The 21246-nt window shown below is 50.0% G+C and carries 19 protein-coding genes; 11 read left to right on the forward strand and 8 right to left on the reverse strand.

Features of this window, described 5'->3' with window-relative positions:
* Positions 1 to 85: 85 nt before the first annotated feature.
* Positions 86 to 1003 (forward strand): LysR family transcriptional regulator, encoded by a 918-nt coding sequence (locus BZJ19_RS13135; protein ID WP_077675948.1) that lies wholly within the window; start codon positions 86 to 88, stop codon positions 1001 to 1003.
* Here BZJ19_RS13135 and BZJ19_RS13140 read toward each other — a convergent pair.
* Both BZJ19_RS13140 and ubiT read right to left on the reverse strand, forming a co-directional pair.
* Positions 927 to 2540, reverse strand: a complete 1614-nt coding sequence (locus tag BZJ19_RS13140; protein ID WP_077675949.1) for an ABC-F family ATP-binding cassette domain-containing protein — start codon at positions 2538 to 2540, stop codon at positions 927 to 929. The two genes, BZJ19_RS13135 and BZJ19_RS13140, sit on opposite strands and share 77 nt — an antisense overlap.
* Positions 2541 to 2788: 248 nt before the next feature.
* Positions 2789 to 3295 carry a ubiquinone anaerobic biosynthesis accessory factor UbiT gene (gene ubiT / locus BZJ19_RS13145; protein ID WP_157891196.1) on the reverse strand — a complete coding sequence of 169 codons (507 nt, stop codon included), beginning with the start codon at positions 3293 to 3295 and terminating at the stop codon, positions 2789 to 2791.
* A gap of 219 nt (positions 3296 to 3514) precedes the next feature.
* On the opposite strand from ubiT, the gene ubiU reads away from it, so the two are divergent.
* Genes ubiU through BZJ19_RS13175 form a run of 6 tightly spaced genes read left to right on the forward strand, consistent with a single transcriptional unit; the run spans position 3515 to position 8135 of the window.
* Entirely contained in the window at positions 3515 to 4510 is a 996-nt protein-coding gene (gene ubiU / locus BZJ19_RS13150) for a ubiquinone anaerobic biosynthesis protein UbiU (protein ID WP_077675951.1), read from the forward strand.
* Between the two features lie 9 nt (positions 4511 to 4519).
* Entirely contained in the window at positions 4520 to 5395 is an 876-nt protein-coding gene (locus BZJ19_RS13155) for a U32 family peptidase (protein ID WP_077675952.1), read from the forward strand.
* Between the two features lie 46 nt (positions 5396 to 5441).
* Positions 5442 to 6770 (forward strand): anaerobic C4-dicarboxylate transporter, encoded by a 1329-nt coding sequence (locus BZJ19_RS13160; protein WP_046073405.1) that lies wholly within the window; start codon positions 5442 to 5444, stop codon positions 6768 to 6770.
* A gap of 28 nt (positions 6771 to 6798) precedes the next feature.
* A complete protein-coding gene (locus tag BZJ19_RS13165) occupies positions 6799 to 7290 on the forward strand; it encodes a GNAT family N-acetyltransferase (RefSeq protein WP_077675953.1) in 492 nt (163 codons plus the stop codon).
* Positions 7287 to 7685, forward strand: a complete 399-nt coding sequence (locus BZJ19_RS13170; RefSeq protein ID WP_077638971.1) for a VOC family protein — start codon at positions 7287 to 7289, stop codon at positions 7683 to 7685. Before BZJ19_RS13165 ends, BZJ19_RS13170 begins: the two co-directional genes overlap by 4 nt.
* A 60-nt stretch (positions 7686 to 7745) precedes the next feature.
* Positions 7746 to 8135: a hypothetical protein gene (locus tag BZJ19_RS13175; RefSeq protein WP_077675954.1), complete on the forward strand. Its 390-nt coding sequence runs from the start codon at positions 7746 to 7748 to the stop codon at positions 8133 to 8135.
* A gap of 119 nt (positions 8136 to 8254) precedes the next feature.
* On the opposite strand, the gene BZJ19_RS13180 is transcribed toward BZJ19_RS13175, so the two are convergent.
* On the reverse strand, positions 8255 to 9172 hold the full coding sequence (locus BZJ19_RS13180) for a hypothetical protein (RefSeq protein ID WP_077675955.1): 918 nt from the start codon (positions 9170 to 9172) through the stop codon (positions 8255 to 8257).
* Positions 9173 to 9658: 486 nt separating this feature from the next.
* On the opposite strand from BZJ19_RS13180, the gene katG reads away from it, so the two are divergent.
* The 3 genes from katG (at position 9659) to yqfB (ending at position 13793) form a co-directional block, all read left to right on the forward strand.
* Positions 9659 to 11836, forward strand: a complete 2178-nt coding sequence (katG, locus tag BZJ19_RS13185; RefSeq protein WP_077675956.1) for a catalase/peroxidase HPI — start codon at positions 9659 to 9661, stop codon at positions 11834 to 11836.
* Between the two features lie 181 nt (positions 11837 to 12017).
* Positions 12018 to 13385: an anaerobic C4-dicarboxylate transporter DcuC gene (gene dcuC / locus BZJ19_RS13190; protein ID WP_069590198.1), complete on the forward strand. Its 1368-nt coding sequence runs from the start codon at positions 12018 to 12020 to the stop codon at positions 13383 to 13385.
* A 93-nt stretch (positions 13386 to 13478) separates the two neighbouring features.
* A complete protein-coding gene (gene yqfB / locus BZJ19_RS13195; RefSeq protein ID WP_077675957.1) occupies positions 13479 to 13793 on the forward strand; it encodes a N(4)-acetylcytidine aminohydrolase in 315 nt (104 codons plus the stop codon).
* 95 nt (positions 13794 to 13888) lie between these two features.
* Here yqfB and BZJ19_RS13200 read toward each other — a convergent pair whose 3' ends face one another.
* The 3 genes from BZJ19_RS13200 to budA form a co-directional block, all read right to left on the reverse strand.
* Complete coding sequence (locus BZJ19_RS13200; protein ID WP_077675958.1) at positions 13889 to 14998, reverse strand: glycerol dehydrogenase; 1110 nt, start codon at positions 14996 to 14998, stop codon at positions 13889 to 13891.
* Positions 14999 to 15223: 225 nt separating this feature from the next.
* Positions 15224 to 16906 carry an acetolactate synthase AlsS gene (alsS, locus tag BZJ19_RS13205; protein WP_077675959.1) on the reverse strand — a complete coding sequence of 561 codons (1683 nt, stop codon included), beginning with the start codon at positions 16904 to 16906 and terminating at the stop codon, positions 15224 to 15226.
* A 41-nt stretch (positions 16907 to 16947) separates the two neighbouring features.
* Positions 16948 to 17724: an acetolactate decarboxylase gene (gene budA, locus BZJ19_RS13210; RefSeq protein ID WP_077675960.1), complete on the reverse strand. Its 777-nt coding sequence runs from the start codon at positions 17722 to 17724 to the stop codon at positions 16948 to 16950.
* Positions 17725 to 17918: 194 nt separating this feature from the next.
* Here budA and BZJ19_RS13215 point away from each other — a divergent pair, with 194 nt between their 5' ends.
* Positions 17919 to 18818 carry a LysR family transcriptional regulator gene (locus BZJ19_RS13215; RefSeq protein ID WP_077675961.1) on the forward strand — a complete coding sequence of 300 codons (900 nt, stop codon included), beginning with the start codon at positions 17919 to 17921 and terminating at the stop codon, positions 18816 to 18818.
* A gap of 4 nt (positions 18819 to 18822) precedes the next feature.
* Here BZJ19_RS13215 and BZJ19_RS13220 read toward each other — a convergent pair whose 3' ends face one another.
* Entirely contained in the window at positions 18823 to 19881 is a 1059-nt protein-coding gene (locus tag BZJ19_RS13220) for a hypothetical protein (RefSeq protein WP_077675962.1), read from the reverse strand.
* Between the two features lie 123 nt (positions 19882 to 20004).
* On the reverse strand, positions 20005 to 21057 hold the full coding sequence (locus BZJ19_RS13225) for a hypothetical protein (protein WP_077675963.1): 1053 nt from the start codon (positions 21055 to 21057) through the stop codon (positions 20005 to 20007).
* Positions 21058 to 21246 lie beyond the last annotated feature (189 nt).

Consider the following 21246-nt stretch of genomic DNA (forward strand, 5'->3'; position numbering starts at 1 on the left):
TGCTTGGATGGATGTAGCTTATTAGCTTTCATTTATTGGATAAATAATCATAATAGATACAGTTTGTATCAATTATAGAGACAATATGGATAGGCTAACGGCAATACGTAGTTTTGTAGAGGTGGCCAATTGCAAAAGCTTTACGCGGGCGGCCGAACAACTCGGGCTAACGCGTTTGCAGGTTTCAAGGCATGTGCAAGAAGTCGAGCAATGGCTTTCGCAGCGTCTGTTGCATCGGACAACGCGTAAAGTCAGCTTAACGTATGCCGGTGAGCAAGCCTATGGTCATTGCCAGCGTATTTTGGACGAAGCGGCGGCGTTAACGTTGACGACTGGACGATTACAGGGCGCCTTAACCGGTCGTATTCGAGTTGCTGCGCCAATCGGGTTAGCGCAAGGGATCCTTGTTGCGCCAGTAACGCAATTTACCGATGCGCATCCAGAGGTCGTCATTGAAGTGATTGCCTCCGACCAATTTACGCCCTTAGTGGATGAGCGGGTCGATATTGCGCTGCGCTTCACGCCTCAGCCGGATGAGCATTTAATTGCCCGCAAACTCATGGCCATCGATTCTATAGTGTGTGCGTCACCGGCATATATAGCCCACGCGTCGCAGCCTATTTATCCGAGCGATCTCAGTGATCACCCGTGCTTAATTCATGTCAGCGGTGATCATTGGCAATTTATTAAAGACAATCGCCGAGAAGAGGTAAGAGTGAGTGGGCCGATTCACGCCAACGACTTAGGCACCTTGGTCAATGCGGCGCGAATGGGAAAAGGGATTGTCCGTGTGCCATGTGATTTAGCCAATCCCTATGTGAAGCAAGGGGAATTGATACCCTTGCTGACCGATTATCGCTTACCGCCCAGCGCACTGTGGGCGGTCTATTTATCGCGTAGTTATCAACAGCCTGTCGTACGCCACTTTATCGATCACCTAGCAAGCTGCTGGCAGCATGATATCCAAGCTCCCATTGATGGGTCAGATGCAGCGCATCAATAAAGGCATCGTCATGGCTGACCAATATATAGGCACCTTGATAATGATTAAGCGCGTCGACCAGTGCGTGTTTGGCTGAGATGTCGAGGTGATTGTCCGGCTCATCCAACAGTAACAGTGGCTGGGCGTGTTGGTGAGATACCACTAACATCGCTACTTTCATCTTCTCGCCACCGCTTAAACTATCAACCGTTTGATAAACGCGGTCGCCACGTAACCCTAAGCTAGCAAGGCAGGTTCGAGCATCCGACTCTGACAAGTCGCTATGATGGCGCAAACAAGATAGCAGTGTTTGTTTGGGATCCAGTAGTGAGAAGTGTTGATCTAAATACACACAGTCACCGACAACGTCGATTGAGCCGCTGACAGGCGCGTGATGACCCATTAACGTTCGCAGTAATGTGGATTTTCCTACCCCATTTTGCCCTGTTAGTAGCCAATGCTCTCCCGCGTAGACAGACCAATCAAGTGGCTCAGTGTGTCCGAATGGCAACTGACACTGACTAGCCTTTATCAGCCGTCGCCGTTTCATTGGCTCGGAGTGATGCATATACAACGTCGGGTTGTTTTCCGGAAGCTGCGTATCCAGCGCGTCGAGTTGCTTTTGGTAACGCTTAAGTTGCTGAGAAAATTGTGTTTTCGCTCGAGACTTAGCGTCTTGCGCACTTTCTTTTTGGCCATCCAGAATCGACTTTGCCTGACTGGATTTTTTACGTAATTGTTTACCTTTTGATTCGCGCTTCTGTGCCTTTTSAGTACTCTGTTGCTGTTGACGTAATACCTGTTTGTGCTGTTTATTCAGGTGCGTTCGTTTCGCGATGAGTGCCTCCTGTTCTTGCTGTTGCGCGCGAACGAACTCGTCATAGTTGCCCGTGTATTTTGCGATACCTTGTGGTGTTAATGCATAGATAGCTCGCATATGGCGAAGTAACTGTTGGTCGTGACTCACCGTGATCACTAACCCAGGATAGTTTTCGATCCAGCTTACGAGCTTATGTCGTGTGGTTCGGTCAAGATGATTACTTGGTTCATCGAGCAATACGATATGCGCTTGGGAGTGAAAAACGCGATATAAACTCAGCAGCGTCAATTGACCACCGCTAAGCACATGCAAAGGCGCTGATAAAGCGGCATCAATACCCAACTGGGTCAGTATTGCCTGATAGCGTTCAGCGATATCCCAGTCATCATTTACTCGCTCGTAATGCGTTGGGTCGATGCTTCCTGCTTGAATAGCCGCCAACGCATGAAGCTGTTCGGCAATGCCCAGTACTTCAGCCAATGTTTGTGTCTTTGGCGCGGTAATATGTTGCGATAGGTAAGCAATATCACCATCGCGTTGTACATGGCCTGAATAATGAATTCCTTGCGGAGATGGCAACGTTTGACCTGCCAATAACGCGAGGAGTAGTGATTTGCCGGTGCCATTGTCACCCACAAGGCCAATGGGGCCGTGCTCAAAGGTGATAGAGATAGGCTCAAATAAGACTCGCCCATCGGGCAGTGTCACGCTGAGATCATGTGTAATAAGGTAAGGCATAAGGCCTCCTTTATGTAAAGCAACACAAAGGGGCGGCGGTATGTGCTACACAGAAAACCTGCGTAGAGACAGTTTGGCAATAGAGAAAACGTAAGCCCAGTGACCATGAATACCGACTAACCCCAAGATACCGAATATAAAAACGGTGTAATGAGTGTTAGTTGTTCATTGCCACAGACTCCGCTAAAGAAAGGAAATAAGACTATATAATAGGCGACTGGGCGTCTGCAACCCCAGCCGCTCGTGCACTACAACGCGAGTTTAGTGAGGTAGTGATGGCTTAACGTCAGTGAGCGTGCCAGCGGCTTGGGCAGGGTGTCGATTTCGAGGCTATCAAGCAGGTTTTTCACATGCAGCCCAAGTTCGGTATCACCACTGATACTGAGTTGGCGCTGGAAAAACAGCGTATCCGGATCGCAATAGTGGGTCGCCATTTTCAAAAACGCTAACCAATCTCCCTCGATACTGGCGTCTTCTTCCCCAGACAAGCGGACCAATAATTGGTTGTCTTCGTTCAGCGACACGAACCAATGCGCGTTGAGATCGCGCAATCCAATGCGAATGGTACGGCCAGCAAGAAAGTCGAACTCGTCCTCTGCCAGAGGCACCGCAAAAGCGGTATTCATGACTTTGGTCAGCATCTGAGCTTGCAGCCCATGTGGTAACTGAGTGATGGCTTTTAGCCCCGGTGTAATCAGGTTTGGTTGGGGCATTGGAAGACTAAGGGGTTGTTGGGTGATTGGGTTAACGAGCATTTGGCTTTCCTTTGGTGCCAATGGTTGAATGCCACTAGAGTAGCGAGGTTGAATGCTACGCCATTGGATCCGAGTCAAAAATGAGAGGATTTTTTGTGCCAACAGCGTCATTTATCGCGATTTTTGTCATCATGGAGAAGTGAGCTTGATACACATCAACCCCCCACATTGGCAACGCCCTTATCTTAGCCGGACAATCATAAAATGGAATGCAATGTTATGGAGCTCCTTTGTCCGGCGGGCAATATTCCGGCGGTTAAAAAAGCGATCGAACATGGCGCCGATGCGGTGTATGTCGGCTTAAAAGATGACACCAATGCGCGCCATTTTGCGGGGCTGAACTTTACCGACAGCAAATTGCAGCGTGCCAGTCAGTATGTACATGACCACGGCAAAGACTTGCACGTTGCCATTAATACCTTTGCCCATCCTGATGGTTGGCGCCGTTGGCAATATGCGATTGATAGCGCCGCCGGAAATGGCGCAGATGCGTTGATCCTTGCCGATATGGCCTGCTTGGAGTATGCCGCCAACACCTATCCCGATTTGGATATACATCTTTCTGTTCAAGCATCCGCCACTAACACTGGGGCGATCCGCTTTTATCAGCAGCAATATGGCGTTAAGCGAGTGGTATTGCCGCGGGTGCTGTCTATTCATCAGGTTAAACAGCTAGCACGCGATACCGATGTCGACTTAGAGGTATTTGCCTTTGGCAGCTTGTGCATTATGGCCGAAGGGCGCTGCTATTTATCGTCTTATCTTACCGGCCAATCGCCCAATACCGTGGGCGCTTGCTCACCGGCGGCATTCGTGCGTTGGCAAGATACTGAGCAAGGGTTGGAGTCGCGCTTAAACGGGGTCTTGATTGATCGGTACCAAGCTGATGAAAAAGCGGGGTATCCCACCCTTTGCAAAGGTCGTTTTTGTGTCGACGGTAATCGCTATCACGCACTGGAAGAACCCACCAGTTTGAACACCTTAAGTGTTCTGCCTGAGCTTTATCGCGCCGGGATCAAATCGGTCAAAATCGAAGGTCGTCAGCGCAGCCCGGCGTATGTGGAGCAAGTTGCACGGGTATGGCGTCAAGCGATTGATCGCTGTATCGCAAACCCCGAGGCATTTGACATTGCACCGGATTGGGCGCTCTCGCTCGATAGTCTTTCTGAAGGGGTGCAAACCAGTTTGGGTGCTTACCATCGCAAGTGGCAATAAGGAATTATGATGCAATTTTCTCTCGGGCCGATCCTGTATTACTGGCCCAAGTCTGAGGTTGAAGCCTTTTATCAAGCAGCGGCTGACAGCCAAGCCGATGTGATTTACCTCGGTGAAACTGTCTGTGCCAAGCGGCGAGAGCTGAAAACCAAAGATTGGATCGGGCTTGCACGTGAGCTGGTCCAATCTGGCAAACAAGTGGTGCTCTCAACCATGGCGCTGATTGAAGCGCCCTCAGAGCTGACCATGCTGAAACGCTACTGCGACAACGATGATATTCGCATTGAAGCGAATGACGTGAGCGCGGTGCAGTTTTTAAGTGAGCGTCGGCAGCCCTTTGTGGTGGGGGCCGCCATCAATTGCTATAACCCACAAACACTGAAGCAATTTGTTGACCTTGGCATGACGCGCTGGGTGATGCCGGTGGAACTTTCGCGCGACTGGCTGGTGAATATGTTAAACGGCTGCGATGCACTGGGTATTCGCGACCGGTTTGAGGTGGAAGTCACTGGTTATGGTTACTTACCACTGGCTTACTCGGCACGCTGTTTTACCGCGCGCTCAGAAAACCGCGCCAAAGATGACTGCGAGCTGTGCTGCCTAAACTACCCCAATGGGCGGTTAACGGAATCCCAAGAGGGCCAGGCCGTATTTGTGCTAAACGGCATTCAAACCCAGTCCGGGCAGTGCGCCAATCTCATTAACGATTTACCGTCGATGCAAGGGCTGGTGGACGTGGTGCGGTTAAGTCCACTGTCGCTTGACACTTTGCGCTGGGTAGACAAATTCCGTGCTAACCAAGCAGGCAATAACCCGCAACCGCTCAACCACGATTGCAACGGCTATTGGCACCACTTGGCAGGCATGACACAAGTTCTAGGCTAACCGCATAACAAAAACAGCCTGCGTAGTCGGGTAGAGAGGTGAGGGTATGTTGTATTTAGAGTTCTTGTTCTTACTGCTAATGCTGTATATCGGCTCCCGATACGGGGGCATTGGGCTGGGCGTGGTCTCAGGGATTGGCTTGGTCATTGAAGTGTTTATCTTCCAAATGCCGCCAACGTCACCGCCAGTGACCGTGATGCTGATTATTCTTGCGGTCGTCACCTGTGCTTCTATCTTGGAGGCGGCTGGTGGCCTTAAGTATATGCTGCAAGTGGCTGAGCGATTATTGCGTAAAAATCCAAAACGCGTCACCTTGATTGCGCCGTTTGTCACCTATGCCATGACCTTTATGCTTGGTACTGGTCACGCGGTGTATTCCATTATGCCGATTATCGGTGATGTCGCGCTGAAAAATGGTATTCGTCCGGAGCGCCCAATGGCGGCGGCGTCGGTTGCCTCTCAAATCGCGATTACAGCCTCGCCGATCTCTGCAGCCGTGGTCTATTACCTAGCCCAGCTTGCCGATATTCAACATGACATTACGTTAGTCTCGATTTTGTTGGTGACTATCCCCGCCACCTTGTTTGGTACCTTGCTGATGTCTCTGTACAGCTTGCGCCGTGGCAAAGAGCTGGATGACGATCCGGATTACCAAGCGCGCTTGCAAGACCCCGAATGGCGTGAGCGAATCGAAAATACTACAGCGACGTCACTTGATGAGGTGTTACCCCGTTCCGCGCGCAATGCGGTATTGCTGTTTATTGGTGCCATCGTCACCATTGTGATTATCGCGATGTGGCCAGAGATCCGCACAGTGGCAGGGGAGAGTAAGGCCATCAGCATGTCGGTAGTTATTCAAATGATGATGCTCTGCTTTGGCGGGATCATCTTACTGGCGACCAAAACAGATCCGCGTAATGTGCCGAATGGCGTGGTGTTTAAATCTGGGATGGTGGCGGCCATTGCTATCTTCGGGATTGCTTGGATGTCAGACACTTACTTCCAATACGCGATGCCGCAATTTAAGTCGGGAATTGTGGAGATGGTCACTCAATATCCGTGGTCTTTTGCACTTGCCTTGTTTATCGTGTCAGTGGTTGTTAATTCGCAAGCCGCGACCGCACGGATGATGTTGCCGGTGGGTCTTGGGTTAGGGCTCGATCCTGCGCTGCTTATCGGTATTATGCCGGCCGTGTATGGGTACTTCTTTATTCCCAACTATCCTTCTGATATTGCGACTGTGAACTTCGATGCATCCGGCACCACCAAAATTGGTAAATGGTATTTCAACCATTCATTTATGGCGGTCGGTTTAATTGGCGTGGTGAGCGCTTGTGCGCTCGGTTATGTATTAGGGCAGATTTTTATCGCCTAATACACAAAAGGATTTAAAGGACACAAGGATGCAAGTGAGACGTGCCTCGGTTGAGGACTTGGATGCCATCTTCGCCCTGAATGTACAAATTGGTGACATGCACCATCAACATGCGCCGCATCTGTTTGCAACGCCTGGCCCAAGCGGTCGGGCGTTTTTGCAGCAAGCGCTGCAAGAAGCGGATAAGTACTTTTGGGTGGCAGAGCATCAAAACAAAGTGATTGGCTTTTTGTCGGCAAGGCTGGAGTCGTTTGAACACATTCCTCATCTGGTCGACGATCCCATGTGTCATGTGAATACCATTGTGGTTGACCGTGATGCGCGCGGAACCGGTGCAGGTAAAGCGTTAATGGCGGCCTGTACCCAATGGGCGAAAGACAATCATGCCACTGTGATTAAACTAGAAGTGATGACGTTTAATCAGGATGCGCAGGCGTTTTACCATGCGCTGGGGTTTACCCCAGACTCTATCACCATGATGCAAACATTGAATTGCGAGCCGGAGGAGCCAGCACAATGATTGATAAAGACACCGTGATGCGGGTGGCACGACCCACCGACAATTTGGCCGACATTACCAACATGTATTGCGATGGGCTAGGGTTTGAGCTATTGGCGACGTTTTCTGGCCATAATGATTTTGATGGCGCCATTATTGGTCACCCACATCATAACTATCACCTTGAATTTACCCATCATCGCGGCACCCATGTCGGTCCAGCACCGTCACAGGAAAACCTGTTGGTCTTTTACTTGCCGGATCACGCTGCATGGCAGACTGCGTGTCAACAAATTGAAGCCGCTGGGTTTAAACCTGTGCCGAGTTACAATAGCTATTGGGATAAAGACGGGCGTACCTTTGAAGATCTGGACGGTTATCGTGTGGTACTACAAAACCGTGAGTGGGCGTATTAAAAACTTAGCCTTGCCGTGTGTCTATCTAATTGACGTTTTTTGTGCGACAGAGTAAAAAACATGGAAGAACTTTTTAAAAAATATAATGCTGCATGGGATGCACTCAATCCACGTGCAATCGCCGATCTATATCGGCTTCCTTGTGCAATATCAGATTCAGATGGGGTAAATGTTTTTTGTGACAATCTTTCACTGACTAAAAAACTGACAAAAAATTGTGAAGATATGGCTAGCTTCGGATACCTAGAAGCAAAATTCAACATACTAAACCAGCACTCTTTGGATACTGATCAGGTCGCTGTCACTATTGGTTGGCGCATTAGAACGGCAAGCCAAGATATAGAATTTCGCGCTTTGTATATTTGCCATCAAATTGAAGAAAAGTGGTACGTATACAGTGCAAACGTCTACCGAGGAAGCTTTAATAACGCCTCCACAACAGGCGATTAATACGTTTAGCTCGACGTAGTATGCTTGAACAGTAACATAGCGGTTTTTGATTGTACCGCTACGTCACTGCTTGTTAGTGGGCCAATACTCCCGCGTTTAATGAAGGGAGCAGAGGATGATTACTTAATCGCGTCCGCTTCTTGTTTTTGACGTGCGCGATGTGCCGGACCAAAGCAGAACTGAATTTGGTCCGCGCTCGGTGAAGCGGGTGTTGTGGTGCCATCCAGCCAGTCATCCCAGCTTTTCACAAATTTATCGGCGAGCTTCTCCGCGGCACTTTCATTCCACAGTCCACCTTTAAAGGTCAGTTCCATCACATTCACAGTGATCTCAGTTTTGTACTGATCTTTAGGCGCACCTTTACCTGAGCTGTGACTGCGCTCCATCATCATAAAGGTTTGCTGAATACCGACGACAATGTCCGTCCCAGTCGCGTTCATGGTGTTTTGGACAAACAAGGTTTTAGTGTTTTGGGTATTCACTCGGCTAGTACACGCCTTGGCAAGGTTCACAATACTGTTTTTAATCAGCGGAACATCTTGCTCAGTGATCCCGTCGTAGAGGCCAACGACTTTATCAATCAGAGAGTTGTAGTTCTCTTCTTCGTAATGCACCGTGGTGCGCTCTGATTGGGTGACATTAAAAAAGGGCACTTTAAGAATGGAGCTCACAAACTCCTGAAACCCTTCGGCATTCTTGTCATTATCTGGGTCTAGCGGATTCCAGCCGGTGCGGCTTTGAGCTAAGCCTAAAATGCTCGATACCGCGTTACCGGTAGACTCGGTAAGCAAGCGAACAATCTCACTGTGATTGCCAGCGCTAATGGCATCATCCAATTTCTTACCTTGCGCCGATTCTGTTTGCGCATTTTTACCGGCACCGATGGTATTTTGACCTGATACTGTGCTGTCGCCATCGCGCGGTACCGCAAAGAGCGCGCTGTGCTGCAATTGCTGTTGGTTAGAAACCAAATTTTGGTGGTTATTCAGCCAAGTATCAAATTGGGATGTCAGGTTTTGTGCATCTGAAGCGTTCATAATTGTGTTCCTAATTGCGACAATGTGAATCGTGATTGAATGATCTTCAATCGCTAGGGCAACAACAAAATTCTGCCTGCAAAACTAGGCTAGCTTGCTTTGTTTTATTTTCCATCAGTCGATGAAGACAATTCTCTGTGGGGGATGGAGTTTAATCGTTACACACTGAAATATAATGCTTTTTTCTTGACGTCGATTTGACGAAGTCATGCTGCCATTGTGTTTTGGTGGCCATACAAGGTGTTAGGAAAAGTAGTGTCTATTTATCAATGCATTAGCGGTGTGGCATTAAGCGTATGCTGACTGGTAACTCTGGTGTCAGCAATCACAGTAATTGGCAAAACAGATTAGCGCGGATGTCTAATGCCTATTAACGTTGTATTAGTCGGGACAATCAGACACTTCGCCTGATTGCCTATTAACGCAATACGCAAGCTGATTCCCTGTGAAGAAAGCTTGTCGAACAATAAGAGCAAGGAGAAAGCAATGTCTCAACAACGCTCAACGTCGGGAGGGCAGTGCCCTGTCATGCACGGCAGCAAAACCTCGGAAGCGATGGCACACAAAACCTGGTGGCCAAACGCGCTAAACCTCGACATTCTTCATCAACATGACAGTAAAACCTCCCCCTTTGATGATGATTTTGATTATCACGCCGCGCTTAAAACTCTCGATATCGATGCATTAAAAAAGGATGTGAAAGCGTTACTGACCGAGAGTCAGTCTTGGTGGCCCGCCGACTGGGGACATTATGGCGGCTTGATGATCCGCATGGCATGGCACTCCGCGGGGAGCTATCGCATTGCCGACGGCCGCGGTGGCGGTGCGACCGGTAACCAGCGTTTTGCGCCTTTAAACTCATGGCCGGATAACGCCAATCTCGATAAAGCCCGCCGCCTGTTGTGGCCGATTAAGAAAAAATATGGCAACAAAATAAGCTGGGCAGATTTAATTTTGCTGGCGGGGACGATGGCGTATGAATCGATGGGCTTAAAACCCTATGGATTTGCATTTGGCCGCGAGGATATTTGGCACCCTGAGAAAGATACCTACTGGGGCGCAGAGAAAGAATGGCTGGCGCCAAGTGATGCTGAAAACAGCCGCTACTCTGGTGAACGCGATCTGGAAAACCCATTGGCAGCGGTGATGATGGGGCTGATTTATGTCAACCCAGAAGGGGTGGATGGCAATCCCGATCCGCTTAAAACCGCGCAAGACATGCGTGTCACCTTCGAGCGTATGGCGATGAACGATGAAGAAACGGTTGCACTCACCGCAGGTGGCCATACTGTCGGTAAGTGTCATGGCAATGGCGATGCGGAACAGCTCGGCCCCGAGCCGGAAGGTGCAGCGATTGAAGAGCAAGGCTTAGGGTGGAACAACCATCAAGCGCGTGGCATTGGTCGCGATACGGTCACCAGTGGCATTGAAGGGGCGTGGACCACCCATCCCACGCAATGGGATAACGGCTACTTTTATCTGTTGTTTAACTACGAGTGGGAATTGAAGAAAAGCCCAGCAGGTGCGTGGCAGTGGGAGCCCATCGACATCAAAGAAGAAGATAAACCTGTCGATGTGGAAGACCCCTCTATTCGTCGTAATCCCATCATGACGGATGCCGAYATGGCACTCAAAATGGACCCAATCTATCGCAGCATTGCGGAGCGTTTTTATCAACATCCCGAGCAGTTAGCGGATGCCTTTGCTAAAGCCTGGTTCAAACTGACGCACCGCGACATGGGGCCTAAATCGCGTTACATCGGCCCAGATGTGCCAAGTGAAGACTTGATTTGGCAAGACCCTGTACCGGCAGGACGCACCGATTATGACGTCGCGTCGGTAAAAGCGGATATTGCCAACAGTGGCCTGACACTGGCAGAGAAAGTGACGACCGCATGGGATAGTGCGCGGACTTATCGTCAATCCGATAAGCGGGGTGGGGCGAACGGCGCGCGGATCCGCCTAGCGCCGCAAAAAGATTGGCAAGGGAACGAGCCGGAGCGTTTGGCGAAGGTAGTCAACGTGCTGAGCAATATAGCCCAGAAGCATCAGATTAGTTTGGCCGATACCATCGTGCTGGCAGGCAATCAAGGCATCGAAGAAGCGGCAAAAGCGGCTGGCGTCCCCGTCGACGTTCCCTTTGCGCCCGGTCGTGGTGATGCCACGCTTGAGCAGACTGATGTGGCGTCGTTTGAGGTGCTAGAACCGGTTGCAGATGGATTCCGCAACTGGCTGAAAAAAGACTACACCGTCCAGCCTGAAGAGTTACTGCTCGACCGTGCCCAATTGATGGGACTCACGGCCCCTGAAATGACGGTGCTACTGGGAGGTATGCGCGTACTGGGCACCAATCATGGTGGTACGCAGGAAGGTGTGTTGACTGACCGTGTGGGTCAGCTAAGTCATGACTTTTTCGTCAACTTGACGGACATGGCGTACCAATGGAAACCTGTTGGTCGCAACCGCTATGAAATCATTGCACGCGATTCTGGTGCGGTGAAGTGGACGGCAAGTCGCGTCGATCTCGTGTTTGGCTCAAACTCTATATTGCGCGCTTACGCTGAGTTTTACGCGCAAGATGATAACCAAGCCAAGTTTGTGCATGATTTTGTCGCGGCGTGGGTGAAAGTGATGAACGCGGACCGTTTTGATCTTCACCACTAGTCGATAACCGAATCAAGATAAACTGTGATCGCCAAGCCGCCTTTCATTGAGAGGCGGCTTTTTATTTGTCTTAAATCAAGCTCGGGTTTGGTTGTTGTCGTGCTACAGGCAGGGGTTTAGTACAGTGAGCTGAGTAAATTCCATCCCATTCTTTTATCTTTATCATCTGGCGGAGTGAATTATGCTAGAACTGCTCATTGGGCTCGTTGTAACAGTGGCTGTGGGCTACTTCATTGTCAAAGGTTATCGTGCTGCAAGTACCTTGCTTACCGCAGGGATTTTATTACTGATTATCACTGGGTTAATCGGGCACAGTGTGCTGCCGGCTAAACTAACGTCGACGGGCAACCTGTTTACCGACTCGCTTGAATACGTGAAATACATGCTGCAATACCGGGGTGGCGGCCTTGGGATGCAAATTATGTTGTTGTGTGGCTTTGCGGCCTATATGTCGCACATTGGTGCCAACAACGTCGTGGTGAAACAGTTCTCTAAGCCACTCTCGGTGATTAAGTCACCTTATGTGCTGCTCGTAGCGGCTTACATCGTGGCGTGTTTGATGTCGCTGGCTGTCAGCTCTGCAACTGGGTTAGGTGTCCTTCTGATGGCAACCTTGTTCCCGATGATGACCGCGATGGGCATTTCTCGTCCTGCTGCCACCGCAGTGTGTGCGTCACCTGCTGCCATTATCTTGTCACCCACGTCGGGCGATGTGGTGATTGCGGCGGAAAAATCCGGGTTGCCTCTCCATGTGTTTGCGGTTGAAACCGTATTGCCAGTCTCTATTTGTGCGATCATCGTGATGGCAGCCGCGGCGTACTTTTGGAATAAATATCTGGATAAAAAAGAAAACACGCCGATGGAACGTGTGGATGTCTCTGAGATAGAAACCCACGCACCTGCCTATTACGCAGTGTTGCCGTTTTTACCCATTATCGGGGTGTTCCTATTCAATGGGAAAACTATCGAGGGACTGTATCTTGATATTTATACCATCGTGGTCTTGTCGATCTTCTTGGGGGCATTGGTAGACTTTGCGACCAAGAAATTTGATGGTAGAAGAACGCTAGAAGATCTCGATGCCTGCTATGAAGGCATGGCGGATGCCTTCAAAGGCGTCGTGATGTTGTTGGTGGCTGCCGGCGTATTCGCCCAAGGCTTGATGTCGATTGGTGCGATAGACAACTTATTGGGCCTAGCGGAAAGCGCCGGCGCCGGTGGCATCGCGCTGATGTTATTGCTAACCCTGCTCACTGTAGCGGCAGCGATTGCGACCGGATCGGGCAATGCACCTTTCTATGCGTTTGTTGAACTCGCACCCTCGTTAGCCGCGAAGATGGGGCTTAACCCAGCGTTTTTGATTATCCCCATGTTGCAAGCGTCTAATTTAGGCCGCACGGTTTCGCCTGTGTCGGGAGTAATTGTGGCGACATCAGGGATGGCAAAACTCAGCCCGTTTGAAGTGGTTAAACGCACCTCGGTGCCAGTTATCTGTGGGTTAATTACTGTGATTATTGGCACGCTTGTATTGGTGCCGATGATGGCGTAACGTCGCAAGGCATGGAAAGCCCGCGTGCAAGTGCGCGCGGGCTTTTTTAATCCTATCGCACTATAGGCCACCACAGTTTTGGATGAAAACAACATGACTGCCCCGACCAAAATCACCTTTTTCTCCACCTTAACGCCCATGGTGGCCGCCGGTGTTAAAACCATCACCATTCGTGATGAATCCGAAAGTCACTATCAACCCGGTTCGCGCGTCGCGGTGCATCAGCTAGAAACCGATGATTATGTTTGCGACATTATTATCGACAGCGTTGTACCGCTTGCTTTCGAGGACATTAATGCCCGCCATGCTGAACAAGAAGGGATGTCGCTGACTGAGCTGAAAGCGCTGATTTTGCAAATCTACCCAGAACGCCCGCCGTTGTTTGTGATTGACTTCCACCTTGCGTAACGTCCTGTGCTTTTTCGCAGCGCGTGGATTGACAGTGCGCCATCAAAAAAGCGCCCGGTAAAACGGACGCTTGGTGAGTCAGTTGGTTGATGTGTTTAGGCCGCGGAATACCGCTTTGCCATATTATTCGCGGCTAACATGGCGTGATAGACATCGTCTTCGCTGACTGTCATTGGCATATTGCCCATGGTGTCACCGTCTGCACATGCGATGCGTGCAACTTGACGCCACTCTTCTTCAACAAAGTTTTTTAGTCCCATTTGTTCGAGCGTGAGTGGCAAACCCGCTGTTTTGATAATTCTAACCACATTATCCATTTCTTCTTTAGGGGCATTTTCCAGTACCAATTGCGTCAGTAAGCCAAAGACGACTTTTTCACCATGTTGGGCATGGTGCAAATCGGCCACCGCGGTCATTCCATTATTCACCGCGTGCGCGGCGGCAAGACCACCAGCTTCTGCGCCCACACCACTGAGATAAATCGTTGCTTCGATCATCTGCTCAAGTGCTGGAGTGCTGACTTTACTGGCTAAGGCATCCATGGCGGCATCAATGTTTTCGCTGAGTAACTCATAGCAAAGCTGAGCGAGGCCAAGGCCCGTGCGTGAAGGGCGCTTTTGGACCAAGTTAACGCCGTCAGCACGATAACAGGCGCGTGCTTCAAAGTAGGTAGCCAATGCATCACCTACGCCTGCCGCAAAGAAGCGTGCTGGCGCGTTGGCAATAATGCCCGTATCGGCAATTACCGCATCTGGGTTTTGTGGTAAGAATAAGTAGCGATCAAACTCACCGTCAGGTTTGTAGATCACTGACAAGGCGGTGCAGGGGGCATCGGTTGAGGCAATGGTCGGATATAAAATCACCGGCACTTTACGCTCGTACGCGACGGCTTTGGCGCAATCTAGGGTTTTCCCTCCACCAATACCGACAATAACATTGGCTTTTTGTTGTTCAGCGATGCCAAGGTTGCGGTCGATTTCTTGCTGGGTACATTCGTATTGAAATTTCTCGACATGAGCCGCTAAGCCTTCTGCGCGCTCAATGGCAGGAAGCGATGTTTGATTCACCTGATCGAGAAAGAACTCATCGCAAATAATGTAAGCGTTAGAACCAAAGTCTTGAATGCTTTCTGGTAATTGTGCCAGTAGGCCGGTTCCGATGATGAATTTTTTCGGAGACGTTACCGTGCGAGGGGTCGTTGCCATAGTGAACTCCATTCTCGTTGTGATAGTTTCTTCATGTTAAGAAATGTGTTGATTTAAGCAATGAGCCCTATGTGCTAAATATTTGAACTGACTCGAATATTATATAGGGCTCAATAAGAGACTTGTTTTAAACGGCGCTAAACCACGCATCTTTGGGTTTTAATATGGCTCCTCGCACGATACTGCTCGGCAGGAGCACGTTTGTTTGAAAAAAGTACTTGTCTATTAGGCGAATACCGGATCCATACTGCCGGCCTCACGAGGGGCCATTAGCTTGTAGTTGTCACTATAATCGACGGGAATCGCGATCACGGCGGGTCCTTCGGTGTCCATGGCTTGCTTCAATTGACTGGCAAGTTCTTCTTGGCGTGTGACCGCAAAACCTTTGGCACCAAACGCCTCGGCGTAGGCTTTAAAGTCAATCGGGCCGAACTTCACACCGGAAAAGCGCTGATATTTTTTGACCTCTTGCATCTCTACCATGTTGTAGGCGTTGTCCACCCAAATAATGTGTAGCAAGTTGCATTTGAGGCGCACAGCAGTTTCAAGCTCCATGCTTGATTGCATAAACCCACCGTCACCGGAAACGGACACCACTTTGCGATCGGGATTGAGCAAGCTAGCACCAATTCCCCAAGGAAGGGCGACGCCCATGGTTTGTTGACCGTTCGAGACCAACAATTGACGGGAACGGAAGCAGTTGAGGTAACGAGCAATCCAAATGTGGAAACTACCCATGTCCAAGCACAAGGTTGTGTCTGGGGTGATCACATCCTGCATCACTTTGATTAGGTGTAACGGATGCAAAGCAAACTCTTGGTGTGAATGGCTATAAGCACGAATCGCTTGACGTTGGTGAGCGACTTCTTCGAGCACATCGACGGTGGTAGATGGCATCAGCCAGTGATGATCGAGCTGCTCGGTGAGTGCTTTCAGGGTAGGCTCAATTTGGCCAACGAGCTCAACGCTGGGGCGATAGTAATGCTCGATTTCCGCAGGCTCGACATCAATATGCACGATGTCTGTGTGTTGGGTATTCCAAAGTTCAGGATCGTATTCAATCGGGCTAAAGCCAATGGTGATGATAAGGTCTGCATCTGCGAGCAATAGATCACCGGGCTGGTTGTTGAACAAACCCACCCGACCCGCAAAGCGCTGGTAGTAGCTGATATCAACAGTACCTGCCGCCTGATAGGTGCCGAGAACGGGTAATTGGGTACGATTGAGCAGAGTACGAATAGCGGCGGCATTCTCGGGGCGGCTGGCTTGTAAGCCTAGGAGAAACACAGGATTTTTCGCTGCTTTGATTTTATTGGCTGCCTCGCTGATGGCTCGCGTATCTGCCATGCCGGGCTGCGCGGGGAAGGTCGGTGCGAGGATATCACTTTCAACGGGTTCGTTGAGAATGTCCATGGGCAGACTGACAAAGGCAGCGCCGGGGCGGCCGCTTTCTGCTGAGCGGAAGGCATTGGCAAGGATCTCAGACGCAGCAGTGCTGGCTTGAACCTCGGCGCTGTATTTGGTGACGGAGCGGAATACGCTCACTGTATCAAGGCTTTGGTGGGTTTGTTTTTGTTGATCGGCCCGTTTTACCGCGCCCCCTAATGCGACCAAGGGATCGCCTTCTGAGGTTGCGGTTGCCAGACCGGTGACCAAGTTGGCACAGCCTGGGCCAGAGGTCACCATAGTCACACCCGCCTTACCGGTTAGACGGCCGACGACGCCTGCCATAAAAGCACCATTCGCCTCGTGACGAACGGGAATCATCTTAATGTTGGTGTCTTCAACCGCGTCAAAGAGACGGTCGATTTTGGCGCCAGGAATACCAAAAATGTATTCCACACCTTGGCGCTCTAGGTGATTTGCGATCAGTTGTGCGCCATTGTCCCACTGTGTTTTTTTAGTCATGTTGGGCTCCTCGTGAGGTTGCCTCCCAATGGGAGGTGATATTATTTTTCTGCTTGTTCGATAGCGGCGTGTATGTTGTCCGGCGTTAAATTCGCGCCGAGGAAGCTGGCATTGGTCGGAAGATCAATGACCAGTTTAGAGACCCGTCCAATTTGCAAGGTGCCACAAGCCAATTCGTAGTCTTGGACATGGCCACCGCCTTGGCGTGTGTCAGTGATAAAGTGCTCGTGATAGCCAGCGACATTGATCCCTTGGGTATATTGTGGGCTGCGAAAACCAGCAATCACGCCATTAACATGGTCAAAGCGAAACTCAGGTTGTGCAGCGATGGCCTCAAGCATAGGTTTGTACGGCGGAGTTTGTTTGGGCACAGTGCGAGTGCGCACATGCTCAAAGGCACCATCGATACGAACCGCACAAAAAATGTTATCGCTTGGCACCAAGCTATCGATGACATCATGCAGCTCTTGGCGCGACATGGGGTGATCAAAAGACTGGCTGATCTCTGGCTTGAAGAAGGTCATGACCGCAAAGGGGGTCTTTTGGTCCGGGTCGGCATGACGCGCCGAGCCATCACCGCGCAGCTGAAATATGGTTTTATCAAAGGCGATGAGCTCACCGTCGAGTTGGTTGAATGTGCCGAGGCCGAAGTCGCCATGTTTGAGGAGATCGGCCATGGTGGTGTCGCCCTCGTAGATGCCATCAATCAAGGCACTCATCAGGGAGGTTTGATAGATTTCGCCTTCCCCCGTGTTTTGGTGATGTTCAACGTAGGCGGCCGCAATGTGCTCGGCACAGTGGCAGGTTTGGGTGCTCATAAAGCGTCCTCGTTAACCGTGTTTAACGACCGTTCTGATAACCAAACGGTTCGTTGCGTGAAACCTATGGTTATGATGCGAGCTGACGTGGATAGCATCCAATACAAAAAAGGTTGGCTTTGATATCGAAAAGATATGGCACATAAAAAACGTGGTAAGATACTGAATATCAGAGACTTCTCAGAGGTAGGGTCATGGAGCTAAGGTATTTACGGTATTTTGTAACGGTGGCAGAGTGCCGACACTTCACCCGCGCAGCCGAAAAATTGGGCATTGCGCAACCACCACTGAGTCAACAAATTAAAAAGCTAGAGCAAGAGGTGGGTGTGCCTTTATTTGAACGCTTATCCCGCGGGGTGGCGTTAACACCCGCTGGTCAGGTGCTTTATGATGATGCGGTGAAAATCTTGGCGCAGTTGGATCATGCGGTGCAGCGGGTCAAACAAGTGGCGCGAGGAGAGCGGAATCAGCTTCGGCTTGGATTTGCCAGCTCCACGGTGGTGAGCCAAGCCGTGTTAGAACTGGTTCGGCGATTACAGCAGGCCCATCCAGAGATTGATTTTCAGCCGATAGAGTTGCCCATGCCAGCGTTGGTGGAAACCTTACGTCAGCAGGATGTCGATCTCGCCTTTCTACGCTTACCATGTTATGCCAGTGAACACGTGGCACATACGCCGTTGTTTCCTGATCCATTTAAGCTGGTGGTACCTGCTAATCATACCTTTGCTAAGCAGCAAAGCGTGACGTTGTCACAATTAGGCGGTGACCCGATTATTCTGTTTCCGCGTGATATTGGCCCAGGATTACATGATGCCTTAGTGGATGCCCTAAAAGGGGCAGGATTGGCGCCATCGAATGCCTCGCTAGCGCCACAATTGCATTCGGCAACGGCGATGGTTTCTGCGGGGTTTGGGATTGCCCTAGTGCCTGAATCATTGACTACGCAACTGAGCGACCATGTCGCAGTGGTCGCGGTTGAAGACATGCCCTTAGTGAGTCACGTCGTATTGGCGTGGCAGCGGACTAATACCGCTCATGTTGTGCGTCGATGTATTCATACCGCACGAGAGCAAGTCACTCAGATGGAAAGTTGAGCCGTTAAGACCGTTGAGCGGCATGCTGTAAAAACTCTAACTGCMTCCGCTCTTGCTCAGTCATTTGATAGGGCTCGTCAGATAGTTGCCCAGTATCAAAAATGCCGAGGAAATAATGGTCTTCTGGGCTGATGCCAAATTGTGCCCGCTCACCGGGATAGCCGGACATACGTTCAATAACGACGTCTTTCAGTTGCCATTCATCACCATAGCCGCTCATTGAAGCCCGAAATGCGCGCAGCTCCAGAGATTGTTCTCCCTCACTGAGGCGTGTCTTGGTGGTTAACACCGCAACGGGTTGATCGTCAGCGGTAAATAAATTGGCACGCACTCGATAAATACCGCCTTTATCGATATCTAAAACGAGTGGAATAACCATATCTGGCCCGCGCCCGAAAACTGGTTTAACGCCTTTCACTTCCGCAATGGGTTGGTAGAGGCGGAAGTCGGCGGTGAGCACATCGTCGCCACCATCAAAACTGAGTGCCGCTTTGAGGCGAAGTTCAATAGGCCAATCGGTTTCAGGCTCAATGCTCCACTGGGTATCCGTAACATCGAGGCGGGTCAATTCCTGATTGGACTGGACATCAATGACCGATAAGGTCGCGTGATTAAGAGAGGCTGGGGTGACCAGTGAGGCTTGGATGTTTTCCGGATAAAAATAGCGATATTGGTTGAGCTTTAATGCCGCTTTCACCGAGCCATCGAGAATCGGCATCGGCGTTGAAACATATCGATTCCAGTGTAGATAAGGGCTTTGCTTCGATGGAATAGGGATCGAGTAGGAGGGGTGCTGGATTTGCTCCGCATAATCGGCCGCTATATAGCTGAGTGTTGGTGTCATCGAGGTTTGCACGATATCGGGTTCCTCTGGACGATATTGCGCATTTCGAGGTTTAGATTCTCGAATCGGTGACTCGTATTTGGCAGTGTCGGGCGACGGCAATTGATGGTTCTGCTCAGCAGTCAGTGTGGCGGGCGGAGCGTCGGGAACATCAAGCCATAAATAGGCAGTAATTCCAATGGATACCACCAAGGTTACTGCGAGTAGCAGTCTAGTCATAGCAATCCCTAATTAATCATTCTCGAATAAACTAACACAGCTAATAAAAGCGAATAAATCTGACCAGCTGCTCTTTTTAAACAAAAGAGCAGCTTTGTTGGTCAGGTCACAGCTTGACCGAGATTATTGCGGAAGGGCGTGAACGAGTTCGGACAAGGTGTCGCGGTCGGAATCACGGACAAAGCGATATTTCTTACCAAACCAGCCATCTTTATCCACGGTTTCGACGGTAATCCGCGAATTATCGCCGAGCACAAGCTCTGGATCTGTCGCTGTCACCTTCCCTTTGTGCCAAGGGTTAAAAATGGTGAGGTGACTATACTTATCGCCCATCAACAGCGGATAGTGCAACGGCATAAAGCGTTTAACGCCTTTATGGACGTAATCCAGTTTACCGTCAAACTCTATCTTGGTGGAGCAACTATCAAACTCATCGGCATCCGCGGCGCCACAGGCTGAGTGGGCGGCGACCACGCCATCATCACTACCCGGAATAAAGGGAGACGTGGCGCCTAAGAAGTCAGAGCCATTCCCCACAAAGCGGATACGCGGCACTCGGTTATCTGGCCACATCGCCAATTGGCGTGCATTGGCTACTTTTAAGTCGTTCAGTACGCCGATATTGTCTTTGGTTGGCATTTGTCCCATCCAAAGTGACACGGCTTTTTTCATCGCATGGTTTAGCCAGCCACCACCTTCGGCAACGTTTACTGCTATGTTAGCTAACTCAACACCGCCACCTGCGCCAGCAAAATCAAAGGTGCCGACAATATTGAGGGGCTCTAGCCCTGCGTTGCTCAGCCAGTTTTCTTGGTTATCGAGCAGATAGCGTGCTACTAGGTCGCCGGTAGAGTGGGTGACTAAAATACAGCCGGACAGACAGGTTTCTTGCTCGGAAAGGTTTTTCAACGCAGGCCAAAGATAATCGGAGGCTATTTTCCCTTCAATGCGCTCATGGGCAGGCCAGTCAATCCGAGCATCAGCATGCTGTAGCCAAAAGTTTTGCCAATAGTCGCCGCCATCGCGCACGACCTCATCATGATCGGGACGTGTTTTTAGTTGTGCGGGTTGAAAACCATGCACTAACACAATGTTGTATTGTCCGATGGCAGCAAAGCCTGTTGAAGACATCATAAGTAGGGCGATTGCCATCGTTATCTTATAAATATATTTCATTATTGTTGCCAACCTGTTTTGAGTAAACACTCAGTATTATATAGCTCACTATGCAATAACTCTCACTAATCAATAATTTGACATCGTTGCAAAATTTGTGTCTGATTTATTTATCTGTTTTGTATGGGAAACAAACAATTATTGGCGATCTTTTATCGGTTTTATACGTCTAATCGCCTAATTTTATTG

The sequence above is a fragment of the Salinivibrio proteolyticus genome (genome assembly GCF_001996165.1).
GTDB lineage: Bacteria > Pseudomonadota > Gammaproteobacteria > Enterobacterales > Vibrionaceae > Salinivibrio > Salinivibrio proteolyticus.